At 55.3% G+C, this 18,448-nt stretch carries 13 protein-coding genes; 1 reads left to right on the top strand and 12 read right to left on the bottom strand.

Annotated elements, in window-relative coordinates; genetic code table 11:
- Positions 1-117 precede the first annotated feature (117 nt).
- The 11 genes from NQU17_04460 to NQU17_04410 all read right to left on the bottom strand — a co-directional run bounded on the left by NQU17_04460 (position 118) and on the right by NQU17_04410 (position 15,326).
- The gene (locus NQU17_04460; protein UUM12820.1) at positions 118-456 is read right to left on the bottom strand and encodes a hypothetical protein; all 339 of its coding nucleotides are present in this window, start codon (positions 454-456) and stop codon (positions 118-120) included.
- Between the two features lies 1 nt (position 457).
- A complete protein-coding gene (locus NQU17_04455; GenBank protein ID UUM12819.1) occupies positions 458-1,762 on the bottom strand; it encodes an ATP-binding protein in 1,305 nt (434 codons plus the stop codon).
- Positions 1,763-2,134: 372 nt separating this feature from the next.
- Complete coding sequence (gene alsB / locus NQU17_04450; protein UUM12818.1) at positions 2,135-3,136, bottom strand: D-allose transporter substrate-binding protein; 1,002 nt, start codon at positions 3,134-3,136, stop codon at positions 2,135-2,137.
- A gap of 187 nt (positions 3,137-3,323) precedes the next feature.
- Complete coding sequence (gene alsK, locus NQU17_04445) at positions 3,324-4,220, bottom strand: allose kinase (protein UUM12817.1); 897 nt, start codon at positions 4,218-4,220, stop codon at positions 3,324-3,326.
- A gap of 17 nt (positions 4,221-4,237) precedes the next feature.
- A complete protein-coding gene (alsE, locus tag NQU17_04440; GenBank protein ID UUM12816.1) occupies positions 4,238-4,918 on the bottom strand; it encodes a D-allulose 6-phosphate 3-epimerase in 681 nt (226 codons plus the stop codon).
- 47 nt (positions 4,919-4,965) lie between these two features.
- The gene (gene alsC, locus NQU17_04435) at positions 4,966-5,919 is read right to left on the bottom strand and encodes a D-allose ABC transporter permease (GenBank protein ID UUM12815.1); all 954 of its coding nucleotides are present in this window, start codon (positions 5,917-5,919) and stop codon (positions 4,966-4,968) included.
- An 11-nt stretch (positions 5,920-5,930) separates the two neighbouring features.
- Positions 5,931-7,457 (bottom strand): ATP-binding cassette domain-containing protein, encoded by a 1,527-nt coding sequence (locus NQU17_04430; GenBank protein UUM12814.1) that lies wholly within the window; start codon positions 7,455-7,457, stop codon positions 5,931-5,933.
- Between the two features lie 55 nt (positions 7,458-7,512).
- Positions 7,513-8,517, bottom strand: a complete 1,005-nt coding sequence (locus NQU17_04425) for a LacI family transcriptional regulator (protein ID UUM12813.1) — start codon at positions 8,515-8,517, stop codon at positions 7,513-7,515.
- Between the two features lie 426 nt (positions 8,518-8,943).
- Positions 8,944-12,900, bottom strand: a complete 3,957-nt coding sequence (locus NQU17_04420; GenBank protein ID UUM12812.1) for a S8 family serine peptidase — start codon at positions 12,898-12,900, stop codon at positions 8,944-8,946.
- A gap of 381 nt (positions 12,901-13,281) precedes the next feature.
- Positions 13,282-13,956 carry a class I SAM-dependent methyltransferase gene (locus NQU17_04415; GenBank protein UUM12811.1) on the bottom strand — a complete coding sequence of 225 codons (675 nt, stop codon included), beginning with the start codon at positions 13,954-13,956 and terminating at the stop codon, positions 13,282-13,284.
- 230 nt (positions 13,957-14,186) lie between these two features.
- Entirely contained in the window at positions 14,187-15,326 is a 1,140-nt protein-coding gene (locus NQU17_04410) for a glycerate kinase (protein ID UUM12810.1), read from the bottom strand.
- A gap of 331 nt (positions 15,327-15,657) precedes the next feature.
- Between NQU17_04410 and NQU17_04405 the strand changes: the two genes are divergently transcribed.
- A complete protein-coding gene (locus NQU17_04405; protein ID UUM12809.1) occupies positions 15,658-16,641 on the top strand; it encodes an ornithine cyclodeaminase family protein in 984 nt (327 codons plus the stop codon).
- Between the two features lie 161 nt (positions 16,642-16,802).
- On the opposite strand, the gene NQU17_04400 is transcribed toward NQU17_04405, so the two are convergent.
- Positions 16,803-18,332, bottom strand: coding sequence for a cell wall-binding repeat-containing protein (locus NQU17_04400; protein ID UUM12808.1), 1,530 nt, complete (start codon positions 18,330-18,332; stop codon positions 16,803-16,805).
- Between the last annotated feature and the right edge of the window lie 116 nt (positions 18,333-18,448).

Below are 18,448 nucleotides of genomic sequence, written 5' to 3'. Positions count from 1 at the left end.
CCATCTGCAATCACTAAAATCTTAGCTTTCGGGCTGCTGAATTTCTTTCAATGCGACAAGTTGCTGAACAATGCTTTCGAGTAGTCTTTCATATCGGTCAGATTAAGCATTTGATATTTATCCTTCACACTGCAGAAGGAGCCATAAATCGAAGTTCACGTTGGAATAGGCATGCCAGATAACTGGATCAGTTTTCTTTTTCTTCCCTTTCGATGGCTCCTTGTCACAAAGAGCTATGCTTTTATGAAATTCCCCTTCATTAAAATCAAAATCAAAGACTGCTGCGGTGTCATACTCAACACGATTTTTTGTCACAAGGTATGGTTTCCCCTTAACAGTATTGAACGTAATGGATCTGTCAGGGAAATCTGACAGGAGATGTGAAAGGTGTTTAAAATAGAGCATCTCCTGTTGTCCTTCACAGATGCAAAAATAAGTTTTCCTGCATTTTGACATGCTACTCCTCCGTTTCATTCGCGGAATCAAACAGAGATGAGAAATCAATGTAGGGAAGAGCTCCGTAATTTCCCTTAAAATAGTTGATCAGATAATTCTGATCATTCCTTACTTCTTCGGATCCAAAGTCGGCCAAGGAGTAAATAACACTTCGGAAAGATTGCGGATCTTTCTCTACAAACCGGATCTGGTCTCTTCGAAAAATTTTATTGCTCAAATAAATGGGATTATGAGTAGTGAATACGAGCTGCGAGCCAGCCCTATTCATCTCTGGATCATTGAACATGGCAAGAATGCCCTTAATGATCTCGGGATGAATCGCTGAATCAAACTCATCCAGAATGAGCACACCACCTGCCTGAAATAAATGGTGAAATGGAATGGCAAAGTCTATTAATTTCAATGTTCCCCGTGATTCCATCAATTCTGCCGGTACCGTGGTTTCCTTTCCATTTATCTTATAAACAGAAACCAGCTTAACATTGGCTGACTCTTCGTTATTTGGTTTTTTTGAAAGATACGCGATTTTTTGCGGTCCAAAATCCGCCCGATGTACGAACCGTTCCAATGTTTTATTCCAAATGAAAATATCTTTGTCTGGTGATTCCTCAAATTCAAACGTCAGATTCGTTTTCATCATGGTAAAGTCATTTACGACAAAAAACTTTTTCTGAAAAAAATCGATCACCGCATCGGCCAATTCCCCGTTAATGGAACTTTTAAATCCCCTGGCTAAATAAAGTTCGGACTGATCGAGATTGGCATTGATTCGGGTCTCAAATTGATCGAGCAGCTGTTCTGTGAATTGGAGCTTGGAGAGGGATCGCTTTTCTTTTCCATGAACGACTTGATCCTTATCCCTGTGGAACAGATTAATTCTGTGTTCCTTGGAATCTATGTGGTTTAAAAATTCGGATACGATCCTCCGATTTCCCTTGTTTTCCGTATTAACTTCAAAAGCAAAACCATACTCTATTCTTGTATTCTCATGAATAAATTCAATCTCAAACGCTACAGGTCTGTTCTCCGTTTGATATATGAAGGGATAAAGCTCAAGGTTCTTAACCGGACCAATATTCTGCTCCAGGGACCCTGATAAAACAATTTCTCGCATGACCGCCATGGCTTTGATTATGTTTGATTTTCCACTGGCGTTTGCTCCGTATATGACGCAGGATGGGAGTATTCTGAGCTTATTGCTGCGGATCAGGTTCTCGTTCAAGGTTGTTTGGCTCGATGCAATCATCGATAAACTCGACTTATCAGAGAATGATCGAAAATTTGAGAAACGAAAATCTATAAGCATATCTTTTTACCTCCTGCTTTTTAGTCGTTCTTAATTATATTATACTTGAAATAACGGATAATTTTACTTTTTTGAGATTTTTTCTCATTATCATACCCAACCAAAAATATGATGCCGTCAGGACAGTAGCAGCGGAATATATGATTCAGGGCATTCCAGTGAGATACCAGAAAAAAATGGCTATCGGAGCATTAGGTCCGGATGAGATTTTTGTGTCAGAACTCGTCCCCCGGAGTTCTGCATAAATCCAGGATGTCTCATCTCGGATCATGGACCTGGGATTGATCTGGCAAGGATGAAAAAAAGGATCCCGGGATGATGAAGAGCATCCGGGGATCCAAGGTTTGAGTTGAGGATTTCGTTTTGGGGAATTTATTTGGAAATTACGAGGGAGTCGATGGGGATGAGCTTGGGTTCCGCGTTGGGATCCACTGTAATCTTGTTCTTGACGGCGTTGACCATTTCCTCGAGGGACTTGGCGCCGATCATGGCAGGATCCTGAGCGATGGTTGCGGCCAGCTGTCCGTCTTCTACCGACTTGACGGCTTCCGTGTCTCCGTCTGTTCCGACTACGAGGATGGAACCGAGCTTGTTGGCGTTGATAACGGCCTGGAGTGCTCCCAGAGCCATGGTGTCGTTGGCACAGTAGATAGCCTTGAGGTCAGCGTTCTGCTGAATGTAGCTGGCAGCTACGTCCAGAGCTTTCTGGCGGTCCCAGTCTCCGGGGAGTGATCCGACGATGGTCATGCCGGCTGCGGTGAAGGCTTCGGTAGCGCCCTGCTTTCTGGCTTCACCGGAAGTGTTTCCGGCTTTTCCTTCGATGATGGCAACTTTGGAGCCCTTTTCGATCTTGCCGTTGATGAACTCCGCGCCCTTCTTGCCGACGGCTACGTTGTCCGTGGTGGCGAAGCCGATGACTGCGCCGCCCTGAGCTTTCAGCTGAGCCATGTCGAGTTTTTCATCGATGTTCATGACATAGATGCCCTTCTGGTTGGCCGAAACGACCGCGGGAATCAGGTTGACCGGTGACAGCGGAGCCACACCGATAGCGGCGTATCCGCCGTTAACGAGGCTTTCCAGAATCTTGAGCTGTCCTTCAGTATCTTCCTCGGACTGAGCGGCCAGGATGTCAACCTTGACATTGAGTTCCTTGGCTTTGGCTTCTACGCCTTGCTTCATCTTGACCCAGAAGTCAGAGGACTGGTTCTTCAAAAGAACGGCGTAGGTGACTTCACCGGCAGCAGCCGTTGTGGTGGAAGGTGTAGTTCCGGGGGTGGTTCCGCCGGCAGTCGTTGCCGGAGCTGCAGGCGTGCAGGCAGCCAGGAGTGAAATCGAGAGCACAGATGCGGAAAGGATGGATAATGCTTTTTTCATAGTAAGCCTCCTAAATTTTTATTTATAACCCTTGGGTATAAATCAGAATCATGGACATGGACTGTTACATGGACTGTTACATGGACTGTTACATCGACTGTTCCATGGACTGTTCCATGGACTGCTGTTTCGGGGATCTTTGCGCCTGTGGCGCGGATCCGCTGGTTCCTGGATAGTCAGGCCCGAGCTAACGGGAGCGCTGCTTGATGAGATAGGCACCGCCCAGCACGCCGCTTTGCTGATTGTGGGCAGCAAACACGAATTTCACCGTACGGTACGGGAATGGCTTTCTCAGCCGCTTTCTGATTTCCTCCAGGAGAGTTTCCTTGGGGAAATCGGTCATGAAGAGCACCCCGCCGCCCAGGACAATGGTGTCCGGGTCCAGGATATTGGCCTCCGTCGCAATGGGCATGGCCAGGTTCTGAACGTATTCCAGCAGCAGCGGGTGCGTCTGATGCTGGGAGAAGATGCTTTCAATGCGGGCTCCGGGGATCATGGCCACCAGTTCGGTGAGCCGCTTGCCCGAGCACAGCAGCTCGGCGCAGCCGGAATTGCCGCAGCCGCAGGCAGCCGTTACGCCCGGGAACGGGATATGTCCCAGTTCGCCGGCGGCTCCGTGGGAGCCCTGGTAGCTCCGCCCCTGAATATAGATGGCGTTGCCCAGTCCGGTGCCGTAGTAGAAGCCGAGAATCGTCTGGTCCCGGTCCGGGTCCAGCTCCATCTTGTGGATGTCGTGGTAGAGCAGGAAGTTGACATCCCGGTCAATGTAGACCGGAAGGTTCAGCTCCTGGGACAGCAGGTTGCCCAGATCCAGCTCGTTGAGCACGGGCAGGTTGGGCGTAGAGTACACATAGGATTTATCCTTGCTGACAATGGACGGCAGTCCGATGGTGATGTGCTCCACCTGACCGTCCAGGCCGTGGGTCCGGATGTAGCCGCCGATCACTTTCATCAGCTGTTCCACCGGGCCTTTGGAGATGAACCCGATGGGGCGCTGTTCAAAATGATGCAGCTGATCCTGGTCGTCGATGGTGCCGATCCGGAAGTTCGTGCCGCCGATGTCGATGCCGATGATATTTGTCAAGGTGCTTCACCTCTCCCTTATATCTCGACGCCGGTCTTTTCTTTGAAAGTGGCCGCCATCTTGTCCCAGGCCCGGTCGACGTCATGATCCAGGTTGAACAGCCCGGAGCTGCCCACGATGAAGACTTCGACACCGGCTTCGTACATATCCTTGAAGGTCCGTTCGTTGCAGGAGCCGTCGATCTCGATCAGGTAGCCGTAGCCGTTCTCATCCTTGAGCCGCTTCGCCTCCCGGACTTTATGGAGCATTTCGGGGATGAAGGGCTGGCCTGCGAAGCCGGGGTCCACGGACATGATGGTGATTTTATCGACTTTATGAATGTACTCTTTGATGTAGTCCAGGGGAGTGGCTGGATTGAGTACCACGCCGAACTTGCAGCCCAGGGACTTGATCTGGTTGATGATGCGGAAAGCCTGAGAGTTGATGGTCTCCGCCTGGGGACAGATGTAGGTGGCGCCAGCCTTGGCCAGGGCTTCGACATAATCCGCCGGATCCGTGACCATCAGATGACAGTCGATTTCCAGATCCGTGGCCGGGCGGATGCCCTTGACGAAATCCGGGGACAGGGTGATGTTCTTGACGAAATGGCCGTCCATGATATCTACGTGGAGCAGATTGGCCCGACGATTGAGCACATCCAGGGTTTCCTTGACCCGGAGAATGTCCATGCACATGAGGGAAGGTGAAAATTTAACCATAAGCGATTCCTTTCCAGCCGCGAGCTGGCAGTATGTAGTGGCGCGGGCTATTTCTTGCGGGCCAGCAGCATGTCGATGGTAACGGAGATGATGATCAGGCCGCCCATGACGATCTGCTGATAGGAGCTGGGAACGGTGAGTACCGTCATGCCGTAGTTGATTAATCCAATGATGAGACCGCCGATGACGACGCCGAAGATCTTGCCCTTGCCGCCGAAGAAGCTGGTACCGCCGATGATGGCAGCCGCGATGGCGTAGGTTTCAAACCCGGTGCCGGCGGCCGGTTCGGCTGCGCCGACCCGACCCAGCAGGACGATTCCGGCGATGGCGGAAGCAGTTCCAGAAATGATGAAGACCAGCAGCGTGTGCAGCTTGATGTTGATGCCGGAGTACCAGGCGGCTTCCTTGTTGCCGCCCAGCGCGTAGATGTTGCGGCCGACCTTGGTCTTGGTGGTGAAATAGATCAGCACCGCAGCCACTGACAGCGCGATCAGAACGGGTACGGGAATGCCGAAGACCCGGTTGGATATGAACTTGGTGAAGGACACCGGGAAGCCGAAGACGGACCGGGCGTTGGAGATGATCAGCGTGATGCCGCGGAAGATCGCCTGGGAGCCCAGGGTGATAATGAAGGGATGGACACCGGTCTTGTTGATGACCGTTCCGTTGAGGAAGCCCAGGAAGGCGCCCAGGAAAATGCCCAGGGCCACGGCCAGCACCGGATTAACCCCGCCGACCATCAGTTTGGCGGTAACCATGCCGACCAGGGCGGCGACGGATCCGACGGACAGATCGATGCCGGCGATGAGGATGGCGAAGAATTCACCCAGGGCCAGCAGGATGTTGACCGAACTCTGGGTCAGGATCTGCGGCACGCTGGTGGCGGAAAAGATGGCAGTAGGCTTGATGATGGCCAGCAGCGCGATCAGGATGATCAGGATCGACAGCGTGCCATACTTGCCCCACAATTCATTGAAGGATACTTTGCGATTGGTTTCCATAGGTTACTCCTTTACTTTTGGTTCTCGCCAGTGGTGGCCAGTACGATTTTCTCTTCGGTGGCGTCCTGATTGCGGAAGGTGGCGACGATATGTCCTTCCCGATACGCATGGATCGTGTCACTGACCGACAACAGCTCAGGCAGTTCGGAGGAGACCACCAGGATGACCTTGCCTTCGTTGGCCAGGATCCGCATCAGTTCGTAGATCTCGCTCTTGCTTCCCACATCGATGCCCTTGGTAGGCTCATCGAAGATGACGACCTGGGAGTTGGCGGCCATCCATTTGCCCAGGATGACCTTCTGCTGATTGCCGCCGGACAGCTCTACAATGTTCTGGTCGATGTCCCGGCATTTGATGCGAAGCGCTTTCTTCTGAATCTCCGCCTCGGACCGCTCGTACTTGTTGTCCACATGACCCGTCATCCCGAACAGACTGGAATTTTTCAGAAAGGAGATGATGGAGATGTTCTGCTTGATGTCGAAGTTGTGCATGAAGCCTGTTTCGCGCCGGTTCTCCGTGACCATGGCAAAGCCATTCCGGATGGCGTGATATGGGGACTTGTTCTCCACCGCTTTCCCTGCCACTTTGATGGTGCCGGCCTTCAAGGGAGAAACCCCGAACAGGGCATTCATCAGTTCGGTGCGGCCGGCGCCGATCAGTCCGGCAAAGCCGACGATCTCGCCGCGGCGGACCGTAAAGGATACATCCTGGACCGAACCGTCTTTTGTGGTCAGATGATCCGCCTCAAAAATGACCGGTTCGGCGGAAAAGTCCTGAATGGCTTCATTGAGGTAGGTGCCGGAGATCTCCCGCCCCACCATCATGGTAACCATCTGGTCGATGCTGGTGTCCCTGACCTCCCGGGTGCCGACGTAGGTGCCGTCCTTGAGCACCGTGACCCGGTCGCCGATGGCCTTGATCTCATTCAGCTTGTGGGAGATGAAGACAATCCCCTTGCCCATCTGCTTCAGGTCGCGGATGATCCGGAACAGGTTCTCCGTCTCCACATTGGTCAGCGACGTCGTGGGTTCATCCATGACGATGATGTCGGCGTTGCTGACCAGCGCTTTGGCGATTTCCACCTGCTGCTTTTCCGAGGTGCTGATGTATTCCACCAGCGCCATGGGATCCCGCTTCATGCCGATCTGTTCCATGACCGCTTTGGCTTTCTGCTTCATGGTGTCGTAGTCCACGATGTCAATGCCGAAGCGCCGCTTCACCGGCAGCCGGCCGACAAACAGGTTCTCGGCGATAGACAGTTCCTTAATGACGCTGAGCTCCTGGTAGATGACGCTGATGCCGTTTTCGTAGGAATCGGCCGGCGTCAGCCGTTCAAACTCCTTGCCCTTGATGGTGATGGTGCCCTCGGTGGGCTGATACACGCCGCTGAGGATCTTCATCAGGGTAGATTTGCCGGCGCCGTTCTCGCCCAGAAGGACGTGAACCTCACCCGGCCGAATGTCAAATGATATGTTATTCAGCGCGGTGACTCCGGGAAATTTCTTGGTTACATGATTCATGCGGACTAGTTCTTCCATCATTACCTCCATACGTTCAGTTCGTGGGATGCTCCGGCGCTCTGCCGAAGTTTCTTCAAGGGGCGACCCGTCGGGTCGTGCTACCCTCGACCAGCTTCACCGGGATCACCACGGTCTGAAGAAAGTCGTGTTCATTTGAAATCAGGTCCAGCATCTGCCGGCAGGCTGCCTTGCCCATCTGTTCATAGTCCTGGGCAATGGTCGTAATCTGCGGCCTGGAGTATTTGGTCAGCGTATTGCCGTCAAAGCCGATGAGCTGAATCTGTTCCGGCACCTGAATGCCCGCGTCCTGCAGTCCGTGGAGAGCTCCCAGGGCCATGACGTCATTGGAACAGAAGATGCCGTCCACCTGCGGAAACATCTTCAGGACCTTCGGAATGGCGTCATAGGCGCTTTCATAGCTGACCGCCGTCTCCACAAAAATCTTCTCCGCCGGTTCCAGTCCGGCGTCGCTCAACGCCTTGATGAAGCCGTAGTAGCGCTGATCCACCGTGCTGATCCGCCGGGCATCCCGAATCATGATCGGATACCGGCAGCCCGCGGCCAGCAGGTGCTGGCCGGCCATATAGCCGCCCTGATGATTGTCTGAGTGCACCAGATTCGAGGCATTGCGCGGGCTACGGTCCATGTACAGAACCGGAATGTCATACTCGGTCTCGAGCTTGGAGACATCCGACTGACCGGAGATGTAGATGATGCCGTCCACCTTGCGCGAGATGAAATTCTGAACCAGCAGATCTTCCCGCTGCTCATCTTCATTGGTGTCGCAGACAAACACGGAATAGTTCTTTTGAAAGAAGGAATTGACCAGCTCCCGGACCACTCGGGAGAAGAAGTCATTGGTGAGATCCGGCACGATGACCCCCACCGTCTGAGACAGGTTGGTCCGCAGACTCTTGGCATTGCTGTTCGCCACAAAGCCGGTTTCCTGGATGATGCGCCGCACCTTTTCTTCTGTTTTGGCTGAATATCCCCCGCTGCCGTTAATGACACGGGAAATGGTCGCGATGGATACCCCGGAAAGCTTGGCCACTTCCGTCATGGAAAGCTTCTTTGCCATGGTCTTTCCCCCTTTCGAACGTAAACCTTTACGTTAATTTACTTAAATTTTACGTTAAAAGTAAACGAACGTCAACCCTCCCAAGGGAAATTTAATCCATAAAAATAATTATCCAAAAGTATCAATCCGACAGGAATGATTCTAATCTCAAACCCGAAAAAAAGAAGAACCCCACCATCAGGGCTCTTCTCAAGGATTATGAAACTGATATCAGTACCCGCCACATCTCCTTTTACCAGCCAACTCTTCCCCGGCTTTGGCATCACGGTTTCAGAACACTCGGTTCCAGAAAAGTTCCGGATTCTGATCCTTGACAGAGCTTCCTCCGATCTCCGGAGTGCCTGGCGCTCCCTGAGCATCGAAAACGGCCTCAGGGAAACCAGTGGTTTCTCTGAGGCCGTAATCCTCGGGCTTCAGCAGGCTCCGTTAATTGCAGATCTGCTGGATCGATGTCTGGGTGGCTGTGCTGATGGCGGAGAGACCGCCCAGGATGAAGACCTGATCCGGGTTTTCATCAATGAGGTAGGCTTTGGTGTCGGCATGCAGGTAGGCGGCCGGGGTCAGAACGACCGGCCCATGATTGACATGGCACAGCAGGGTGCCGGTCAGGGCATCGTAGGGCTTTTCCCCGTTGGCGATGACGATGGTATTGGTCGAATTGAAGAATTGATCGGCAATGACGGCAGCCGTAGCGTAGCGGTTGGCTCCGGCCAGCCGGACCACGGTTCGTCCGGGTGCCTGGAGAGCCGCTTCCACTTCTGCGGTCTGCACCAGCTGTCCGCCCGTCAGATAGACGGTATTGGCCTCTTTCAGGGAATCCTTGATCATATCAATGGACTTGCCATCATTGAAGAGAATGCCGCAGCCGTTCTTGGCGGCGCCAGGACCGGCGGTCAGGGCGTCAAACATGGTGTAGCCGTTGGCTACCACGGCCCGGTCCGTCCGGCCGGTGATGCTTCGAATCTTCTGGTCGACCAGGATGGAGGTTTTGAAGCGGGTGGTGCCGCCGATCCGCTCCACGGTCAGTCCCATGCCTTTCAGCGCTGTGACAATGCCGGCCGGAACCGCCTGTTCTCCGCCCAGGATGATGGCGTGCTTCGCCTTCAGCCGGGTGATTTCAGTCTTGGTCACACTGCGCAGGGCGGCGGGTTCGGTCAGCAGGATCGGAGCGCCCATGACGGCGGACAGTGGTCCGCCCAGCAGGGCGTCAATGCCGCTGACGCCGTTGACCAGGATGATGGTGTCAGCCGTGACGAAGGTCTTTTTGCTGATTTCCACCGCGGTGGAGTACCTGGTATCCCCCGCGATGCGCTGAACCACCGGCGGAGCCGGTTTGCGGCTGCTCTGAAGAATGGACGTGATGCTCTCATTGTAAAGATTGTCGTAGGCGTAGATATAGATACTGGTCGATTTGCCCAGCATCCGCCAGATGTCAATGCGGTAGCGGTTGTTCACCGTTTTCTCCACCATCATGTCGTAGGTGGAATCCGTCTTGCTGGTGGAAACCACAAACGCATTCACGCCAACCCCCAGATCCGAGGCTCCATCTGTGGCGTCGAAATAGAGATAGTTGCCTTCGATCCGGACATTGGAGACCACCGGCGCTTTATGGTCGATGAGCACCGGAATCTGCCGGGCCTGGGCAGTGCCCTGATCGTAGTTGATTTTGGTTTTGATCTCATAGAAGTACTTGCCGTCGGGAAGCGGTCCGGTGGGCAGATCATCTTCCCAGAAGCCCTCCTCCATGAGGTAGCTGGTGGGTGCTCCGGCATAGATCCGGCTCATCTTGGGAACGCCCTGATAGCTGCCGATGGTCTCCAGACGGGTTTTGGACGAATTGAGCAGCGAGAAGGTCACCTCATCGGCGCTGCGCAGGAAGGACAGGCTGGGCAGGATATTGGACCGACCGGTGAGGTAGGACACATCATTGCGCGGGTTCAGCTCCACGCGTCTGTTTTTCAGCCAGTAGGCTTCGTCATAGTAGGGCGAATAGCAGATCAGTCCGGAAGTGTCAAAGAAGGAGGTACCAACCGGATCCTGGCCGCGCCCCAGGGTGGCGCCGAAGGCATCCAGCACCAGCGGCTTGTTCCAGTCGCCGTAGAAGCCCATGAAGGGTACGCTGGTCGTGCGGCCGTCTGAATCCGTCAGGACAACGAAGCCCTCAATAAACTGCTCCTTGCTGACACCGCCCTGAGCGAAGTCGACGGTCAGGCTGACGGCACGGGACGAGCCCGCCTCCACCCGGAAGGCTTCATCGCCGCTGAGGCTGTGGGGCACTTTGCGGGAGCGCTCGGTGTAGAGACCGTTGTCCATGGCATCGGTCAGAAGGTGTACTTCGGCGGTATAGTCCAGTCCCTCGCCGCCGATGTTCTGCACCGTCAGATTCAGTTTCAGCAGCGGGCTGGTCACTTCCTTGAGTTCCAGCTTGGCTTCCCGGGTTATGGGCTGATAAGCCAGGGTCCGGGCCTCCAGGGCTTTGCCCAGATTCATCAGACCGGCTCCCTGCACTCGCGGACTGCGGGCCGTGCCCTGTTCAAACAGGACATCGGCTGAGTTCATCAGCAGCTGCTTGGAGACGATCATCTGGTCAGCTCGCGAGAGAGCCTGGAAGGCCGGGCTGTGCTCGAAGTAGTCCCGGATGACCACGGCTCCACCCGCCAGATGCGGCGTGGCCATGGAAGTGCCGGACATCACGCCGTAAGCCTGGCCGTTCTGGGTCGAAACGATGTTCAGACCCGGCGCCGTGATCTCCGGCTTCAATCTCAGGTCATTGGTGGCCCCCCAGGTGGAGAAGTCCGCCAGTTTGATCGTGGGATCGGAGTTGGGGATGCCGCGGAAGGCGACGGTGCCGCCGTTGAAGCGCAGATCCGACAGCTTGCCGGCGGTTTCAAAGTCCACTGCCATAAACGGGATCGTGGCGTTTTCGCCGCCGGCCATGATCATCAGCTCCCCGTCACTGTAGTGATCGCCGACAATCAGCGCAATGGCTCCGCCGGACTGCGCCCGCTCCAGCTGCTCGGCTAAGGGATAGGAGCCGGGCCAGATCATGACGATTTTGCCCGCATAATCAACTCCGGCGAAATCCTCCGGTGAGCCCAGTCCGGCATAGACGACGGGATAGCCTCCCTCACTCAGCGCCGTGACAGGATCCGGGCTGTTCGGTGCCGGCAGTACCACCGCCGAACGGAACCCGTCCGGGGTCGTCACATCGATCAGGATTTTCTCCCACTGCGGGATCACCTTGTCCGAAGCGGCGACCACCATGCTGTCCCTGGCCACGGCCGGATCACTGATCAAACCCTGATCCGGCATCCAGGACGCGGCGTTGGTCGGTGCCCCTTCTGCCAGATTCTTGTCGTTGCCGGCTGCCATGGCAACCAGAACGCCGCTGGCCTTGGCATTGGACACCGCGGTTTCCAGCGCGCTGGGTCCGAAGCTGGTAAAACCGGCCGGTGCTCCCAAAGACAGGTTCAGCACATCCGCTCCGAGCAGAACGCCGTCTTCCAGCGCCTCCAGATAGATGTCCTCGTAGGTGGTATCGACGGTGGGATCGGAGGAAAAGACCTTCAGCGCCAGCAGCTGGGCTTCCGGCGCCACTCCCTTGAGCTCGCCGTTGGCCGCGATGGTTCCCGCCACATGCTGGCCGTGGCTCTCCCCGCTTTCCAGAACGGAGTTGCTCCGGTCAAAATAGTTGTACGCGTAAGGGAACTTGGCGCTGACATACTGGCCGGGCATTCCCTGGGCCGCCACTTCCGAAGCATCCAGTTCGGCATGGGCGGGATTCGTCAGCACGAAGTCCGGATGCGTCGGATCAAAGCCGGAATCAATGACGCCGACCACGAGCCCTTCCCCTTTGTAGTTGAGATTCCAAGCCTGCGGTGCCCCCACCAGATCAGCGGATTGAGCCATCAAGGGCTGCGGCCGCGCATAAGTCCGGGCGATGGAAACCGACTTGACCCCCGGCAGCTGTTTCAACGCTTCCAGGTCCTTGCGCTTGACTTTGCCGCTGGTGCCGTTGAACACCTGGCGGAAGGTCTTCAGCTTCGAAAAGGCAATGCCGGCCCGGCGGGCCTCACTGAAAAACGCCGACTGTTCCCGGTCGATCTTTGCCAGGGTCCCCTGCCCCGTCTTCCATTTGGCCAGCTGATGGGGCTGAACCGACAGTTCGATAATGACCCGGACTTCTTCCTCCGGATCCTGCGCCTCTGGCCGGGTGACCTTCGCCGCCTTTTCCTTGTTTTTCTCCAGCAGGTTCTGCAGCTTGCCCGACACCTGCGGCACGTTCTTCGCTGAATTCGCTTTGGGCGCTCCACTGACCCGGATCCCCGTCCCCGACAGCACCAGACCAAGTGCCAGAACAGCCGATACAACTCTTTTCAACATAAATCCCCTCAAACTCATATTTTTTCTCTTCGCAATGACGACAGCAGCGACCACTCCCTCGCAAAGGGTGATCAAACCAGCAGCAAGAACCAACAAGACCGCTTGCGCAAACCCAGGACGCCATATTCTCAGTCCGTACTGCTCCATCCTCCGGTATTCCGCCGAACACCCCGGAAAACAGGACGGCACAGACTGAATGCACTGGCGCTGCAATGGATTTGCTGTTTATGAATATATAGTAAATGTATCATTTTTTATTCACATTTAGAATGGCAAGACCCCCAGATTCCGAAATATATTTTACAAAACCTTTATCATGGAAAAAGCGGCATGCCCAGGCACACCGCTTCGGATTCAATCCGTTCTTTTTCTTTCGGGTATTCATGGCAGCTGATCCACCAGGAGGAACAAACTGGACCCATCGACTTCCTCCATGTGATAAGAACAGCCGGTGGCTTCGGCCAGCTGACGCAGGTCATTCTCGGTATAGGCGATGCCGACAAAACCGTCCCGACAGACGATCCTGCCGTCTCCGGTCTGCACTGGGTCAATTTCACCCAGCAACCCTATGTCCGCCTGTTCCTGAAACCAGGCCAGCCGGTGGTCCCAGAACCTTGGGCTGTAGGTGCTGAAATAGGCCCGCCCACCTTTCTTTAAAACCTTCAGGCACTGCCGGATCAGCGCCAAGGGCTGGCCTTTGATCGCCGACAACCCATTCTGCAGGCAGATCACCGCGTCAAAGGGTTCCTCAAAATCCAGGTGAAAAGCATCCATGACCTGAAAACTGCAGTTGGGCTGGTCCTTGCAGTACGCCTGGGCCAGCCGGATCGAATCGGCCGAGAGATCCACCCCGACGGCAGTTGCCACGGACGGCGCCAGCTCCCGCAGGATCCGGCCATAGCCGGCACCAACCTCCAGGATCCTGAAATCCGGTTTCAGCTCCTTTTGGACAAAACGGATTTCTTCGTCGAGATACTGCCTGATTCTGGGCAAATCGGTCTGATACACCTGGAACAGACTGGTCGAATGCAGATGCTCCTCATAGTAATTGGACAATGGGATCCCTCCTGTGAAAAAGTGGGGCTTACGCAGAGTGATTCTCCGGCTAATGGCTCCCCCGGTTAAACGACTGCCGGACGAATCAGCGTTTTCCCGCCAAGCTGCGAAGGACGGGTCGTGATTCTCTGTTATGGTGCTGCGTCATGGTTCTAAGTCATGGTTTAAGTCATGGTTCTAAGTCATGGTTCTAAGTCATGGTTTTCCGTCCCGGCTCTTCGTCGGACTGCTTAATGGACTGGCAGGGCAGCCTGGATCAGGCGCAGGATGTTGTCAGCGGTGGCGGCCAGGTTTTCCCGGCTTTTATAACGGCTGACTTCCAGGGGTTCGGGGAGGCGGTTAATGGTAAAGATGGCGGTGACGCCGCCTGCATAAGCTGGCTCCAGGTCTCCGTCCGCGCCGCCGGCTAGGACCAGAACGGGTTTGTTCTGCGCTTTGGCCCGGCCGGCCACGCCCATGACGACTTTGCCGCGCAGACTCTGGCTGTCGATTCTGCCTTCTCCGGTCAGGATGTAGTCGCAGTCTGAAATTAGCCGATCAAACTCCACGGTATCCAGTACAATCTGTATGCCCTGGCGCAAGGGCGAACCGAAGAAGGCGGCCATGCCGGCGCCCATGGCTCCGGCGGCTCCGGCTCCGGGCAGCTCTGACAGATCCCTGCCCAGATCCCGCCGGATTACTTCCGCCAGATGGATCAGACCTTGATCCAGATCTCTGACCATGGCCGGATCCGCTCCTTTTTGCGGACCGAAGATATAGGCGGCACCCTGCGGGCCATGCATCGGATTGTCGATATCGCACATGGTAAGGATCTCCACTCCGGTCAGTTCGGGAGACCGGGCTGAATCATCGATCCGGGCGATGTCCTTCAGGGTGGCGCCGGTGGGGTGAAAGACCTCGCCGCTGCTGTCCAGAAAGCGGATGCCGGCGGCCGCGGCGGCTCCGCAGCCGCCATCGTTGGTGGCGCTGCCGCCCAGACCGACAATGATTCGCCGCACGCCGCGACGGGCGGCATCCAGCAGCAGTTCTCCCACGCCATAGGTAGTGGTCAGTCCGGGATTCCTGCGTCCCTCCACCAGGGGCAGACCGGCGCAGGCAGCCATCTCAATCACCGCCGTTTCTCCCCCGTCCAGCAGACCATAGGCTGCTGTCATGGGTTCTCCATAGGGACCGGTCACCGCCGCCTCAATCGTTTCGCCGCCCAGAGCGCAGAGAAAGGCGTCCACGGTGCCCTCCCCGCCGTCGGCCACCGGGATGGATCGGACCTGCGCCTCACTGAAGCGGCGATGGATTGATTCTTCGAGTATTTGACAGATCTCTATTGATGTCATGGTTCCTTTGAATGAATCCGGGATCAGGACAAATTTCATGTTGATTCTTCTCCTTCCGGTTCTGGCCAGCCAGACCGATCAGCTTGCTCACCGGCGGCTCTTGGAATCCGCCCGGAACTCATTGCTGTCACTGTCTCAATTATTGATGTCCGTCCGGTCCTTGTCAACTCAGGAGCAGACACCGAACCCGCGTCTTATCATAACTTCATTCCAGTCTTCCCCTAACTTCATTCCCATTCTTTTCACGACCCCATCACGAGTCTTTTCATGACTCCATCTCCAGTCTTTGGTACAATACGAGTAAGAACCATACGCTGGGCAAAGGTCCGATGAATTCGCCGCAACGTCTGGAATCAAGGGAGGATCGCCGATGAAAATACTGTTATTGAACCAGGAAGAAATGAAACGGGTCATCACCATGGCGGAAGCCATCCGCGCCGATCAGGATGCTCTGGCGATGTACTCCAGGGGTGAGAGCGACATTCCGCTGCGCGTCAATCTCAACATCGAGGAGTTCGAGGGCCAGAGCCTGTATATGCCGGGCTACGCCAGGGCAGGCCACGCGCTGGGCGTCAAGATCGTATCGGTCTACCCCCGCAATATTGAGAAAGGCATTACCAGCGTTCCCTCCACCATGGTGCTGCAGGATGATGCCACCGGCCAGGTCATCGCTCTGATGGACGGAACTTACCTGACCCAGCTTCGCACCGGCGCAGTGGCTGGTGCCGCCACGGATCTGCTGGCCCGGCTGGATGCCCGCAACTTTGTTCTGATCGGCACCGGCGGACAGGCAGCCACTCAGCTCGAAGCCGTCCTGGATGTCCGACCGATCCGGGATGTCCGGGTCTATGATGTCAGTCCGGAACGGGCCAAAGCCTTTGCCGATGCCATGGCCAGGCGCTATGATGTCGCCATCCGGGCCTCGGAGGATCTGTCCCAGGACATCCGGGAAGCCGACATCATTACCACGGTCACGACGGCCAAAGTCCCGGTCTTTGACGGCACGCTGCTCAAAAAAGGCGTCCATATCAACGGTGTGGGCTCCTATACGCCGGAAATGAGCGAGATTCCGCCGGAAGTGCTGCTCCGGGCCGGCAAGATCTTTGTGGATACCAAAGACGCCATTACCGAATCCGGTGATTTCCAGAAACTCATCCGATCCGGTCAGTTCGACCCTTCCCGAATTACGGGAGAGCTGGGGGAACTGGTCAGCGGCCGAAAGCCCGGTCGGGAATCCCTGGATGAAATTACCTTCTTCGAAACCACCGGCAATGCCATCCTGGACATCGTCGTGGCCCGCAAGATCTACGAGAACGCCCGGGAAATGGGCATTGGCACCCTGATCGATCTTTAGCAGCTCCATCACCTCTTTTCAGAATCAGACAAGAGCGGGAGCGCCCGGCATGCACCGGGCGCTCCCGCTCTTTTTGATGGACTCCGGCATCATTCCGAAACCACGGGCTCCGAGGGGGAAGGCCATGATTCCGGGATGCGCGAGAGTGTGAGTTGATGAAGTTAGTTGCCGAACAGGGTGATCCAGTAGGGGAACTGGTTGACCTGCACACGAGCGATGGCTGATTTGCTGAAGACGGTGCGCAGCATGTTGGCGTTATGTCCTTCCGACTGGCTGTAGGCATAAATCACAGCCTCCGGGGTCGGATGCCCGGCCGCCGCATTTTCTCCGGTCAGATTCAGATCCGGCCCAATGGTCAGACAGTTGCGTCCGTCCGGCCGGGTGTGGCTGAAGAGAATGGAAAGTTCCACTGCGCGGACTTTCGCCGCGTCGTAATATCTTTCATCCCAGGCCAGCGGCACGCGGCCGTTTTTGACCCGATGCTGGTTCTGCAGATCAAAGGCCTGTTTGGCGTATTCCTTGTTGACCCGGGCGCTGATGTACTGGTTGGAATAGGTTCCGTCGGTGTTTTTCACCCGGATGGTGAAGGTTTCAACCGCGATCAGATCCGCCAGGCGTTCCCGGACGGGGCTGCTGACAACCAGGTCACCGCCGGCGACAAACAGGTCGGTGCATTCGTAATAGGAAACATATTCAATGACTTTGTCGCTGAGGTCGTCCTGTTTTACCAAAAGGATCGGCGCATCATTCTTTGCGGCAAAGGGAGTAGCTGCCAGTGCATCCACAAAGCTCCAGCCGTTGGCAATGACTGCTTTTCTGGTGCGGAAGAACTGATCGGCAATCATGGTGGAGGTTTCGATCCGATCCGCTCCGTTGATGCGGACAGCGGCAATGCCGGCGTCGGTCAGAATCTTTTCCATTCCCTGATCGATGGCCAGATAGCCTCCGATGATGTAGACCGTTTTAATGCGGTTGCTGACGAGGTGATCAATCACCGACTTGGACAAGGTTTTGCCGTCCGTCAGCAGAACCGGATAGCCTTTCTTGGCTGCCATGCTGCCGGCCGACAGGGCATCGGCAAACTGGTCGCCGGCGGTCAGAACGGCCGCGCTGGTGATGACATTGCTGGCTCGCAGGCGAATGGCAACCTTCAGCGCCGTTTCATAGCGGTCGCTGCCGCTGATGCGCTCGACATTGTATCCCAGGGAATTGAGCTCGGATTCAACCGAGGAACTGATGGCCGACAAGCCGCCCAGGATAATTACCTTGGTTGCTCCCAGGCGAACCATTTCCTGGCGGGTATCCGCCGAAAGTTCCGTGGTGGAGGTTAAAAGAATCGGCGCGTTCAGCGCATAGGCCAGGGGCCCGGCTGACAGAGCGTCGGGAAAGTTCGTTCCCTGAACCAGAATGACGGTATCCGCCATGGTATAAGTCGCTTTGCTGATATAGGTCGCGGTGGCGTACCGGTTGGGTCCGTTGAACACTTTCAGGTTTCCCGGATTCACCGTGGAGGCCAGCGTCTGGATTGACTTTTGCGGCAGGCTGGTTTCAACCACCGGCGGGTTAAATACCGAGCTGGTGGTTTGCGCCATGGCAGAGTGACTGAAGAGCGACACCGGCATGACTTGAAGTGCAAGGGCCATAACCAGAGATGATGTGAGTCCACGAAGTACATGTTTCCTTTTTTCCATAATGTCCCCCAATTGTCTAGTTTTTAAAGAATCGTTTTCATAATAACATATTAATTCTAGAAAATAAATATTTATGTAGGTTATTTTTACTTTAACAGTTCAAAAAACTTCTTCGA

The sequence above is a fragment of the Clostridiaceae bacterium HFYG-1003 genome, from assembly GCA_024579835.1.
Taxonomy (GTDB): domain Bacteria; phylum Bacillota; class Clostridia; order Clostridiales; family Clostridiaceae; genus JG1575.
The sequence above is the reverse complement of the archived record's forward strand: the minus strand, read 5'-3'. Positions and strand labels throughout refer to the sequence as shown.

Bases quoted from the DNA above. Each gene is read 5' to 3' on its own strand.
- NQU17_04460 (UUM12820.1), bottom strand. From the start codon at position 456: ATGTCAAAATGCAGGAAAACTTATTTTTGCATCTGTGAAGGACAACAG.
- NQU17_04455 (UUM12819.1), bottom strand. From the start codon at position 1,762: ATGCTTATAGATTTTCGTTTCTCAAATTTTCGATCATTCTCTGATAAG.
- alsB (UUM12818.1), bottom strand. From the start codon at position 3,136: ATGAAAAAAGCATTATCCATCCTTTCCGCATCTGTGCTCTCGATTTCA.
- alsE (UUM12816.1), bottom strand. From the start codon at position 4,918: ATGGTTAAATTTTCACCTTCCCTCATGTGCATGGACATTCTCCGGGTC.
- alsC (UUM12815.1), bottom strand. From the start codon at position 5,919: ATGGAAACCAATCGCAAAGTATCCTTCAATGAATTGTGGGGCAAGTAT.
- NQU17_04430 (UUM12814.1), bottom strand. From the start codon at position 7,457: ATGGAAGAACTAGTCCGCATGAATCATGTAACCAAGAAATTTCCCGGA.
- NQU17_04425 (UUM12813.1), bottom strand. From the start codon at position 8,517: ATGGCAAAGAAGCTTTCCATGACGGAAGTGGCCAAGCTTTCCGGGGTA.
- NQU17_04420 (UUM12812.1), bottom strand. From the start codon at position 12,900: ATGTTGAAAAGAGTTGTATCGGCTGTTCTGGCACTTGGTCTGGTGCTG.
- NQU17_04410 (UUM12810.1), bottom strand. From the start codon at position 15,326: ATGAAATTTGTCCTGATCCCGGATTCATTCAAAGGAACCATGACATCA.
- NQU17_04405 (UUM12809.1), top strand. From the start codon at position 15,658: ATGAAAATACTGTTATTGAACCAGGAAGAAATGAAACGGGTCATCACC.
- NQU17_04400 (UUM12808.1), bottom strand. From the start codon at position 18,332: ATGGAAAAAAGGAAACATGTACTTCGTGGACTCACATCATCTCTGGTT.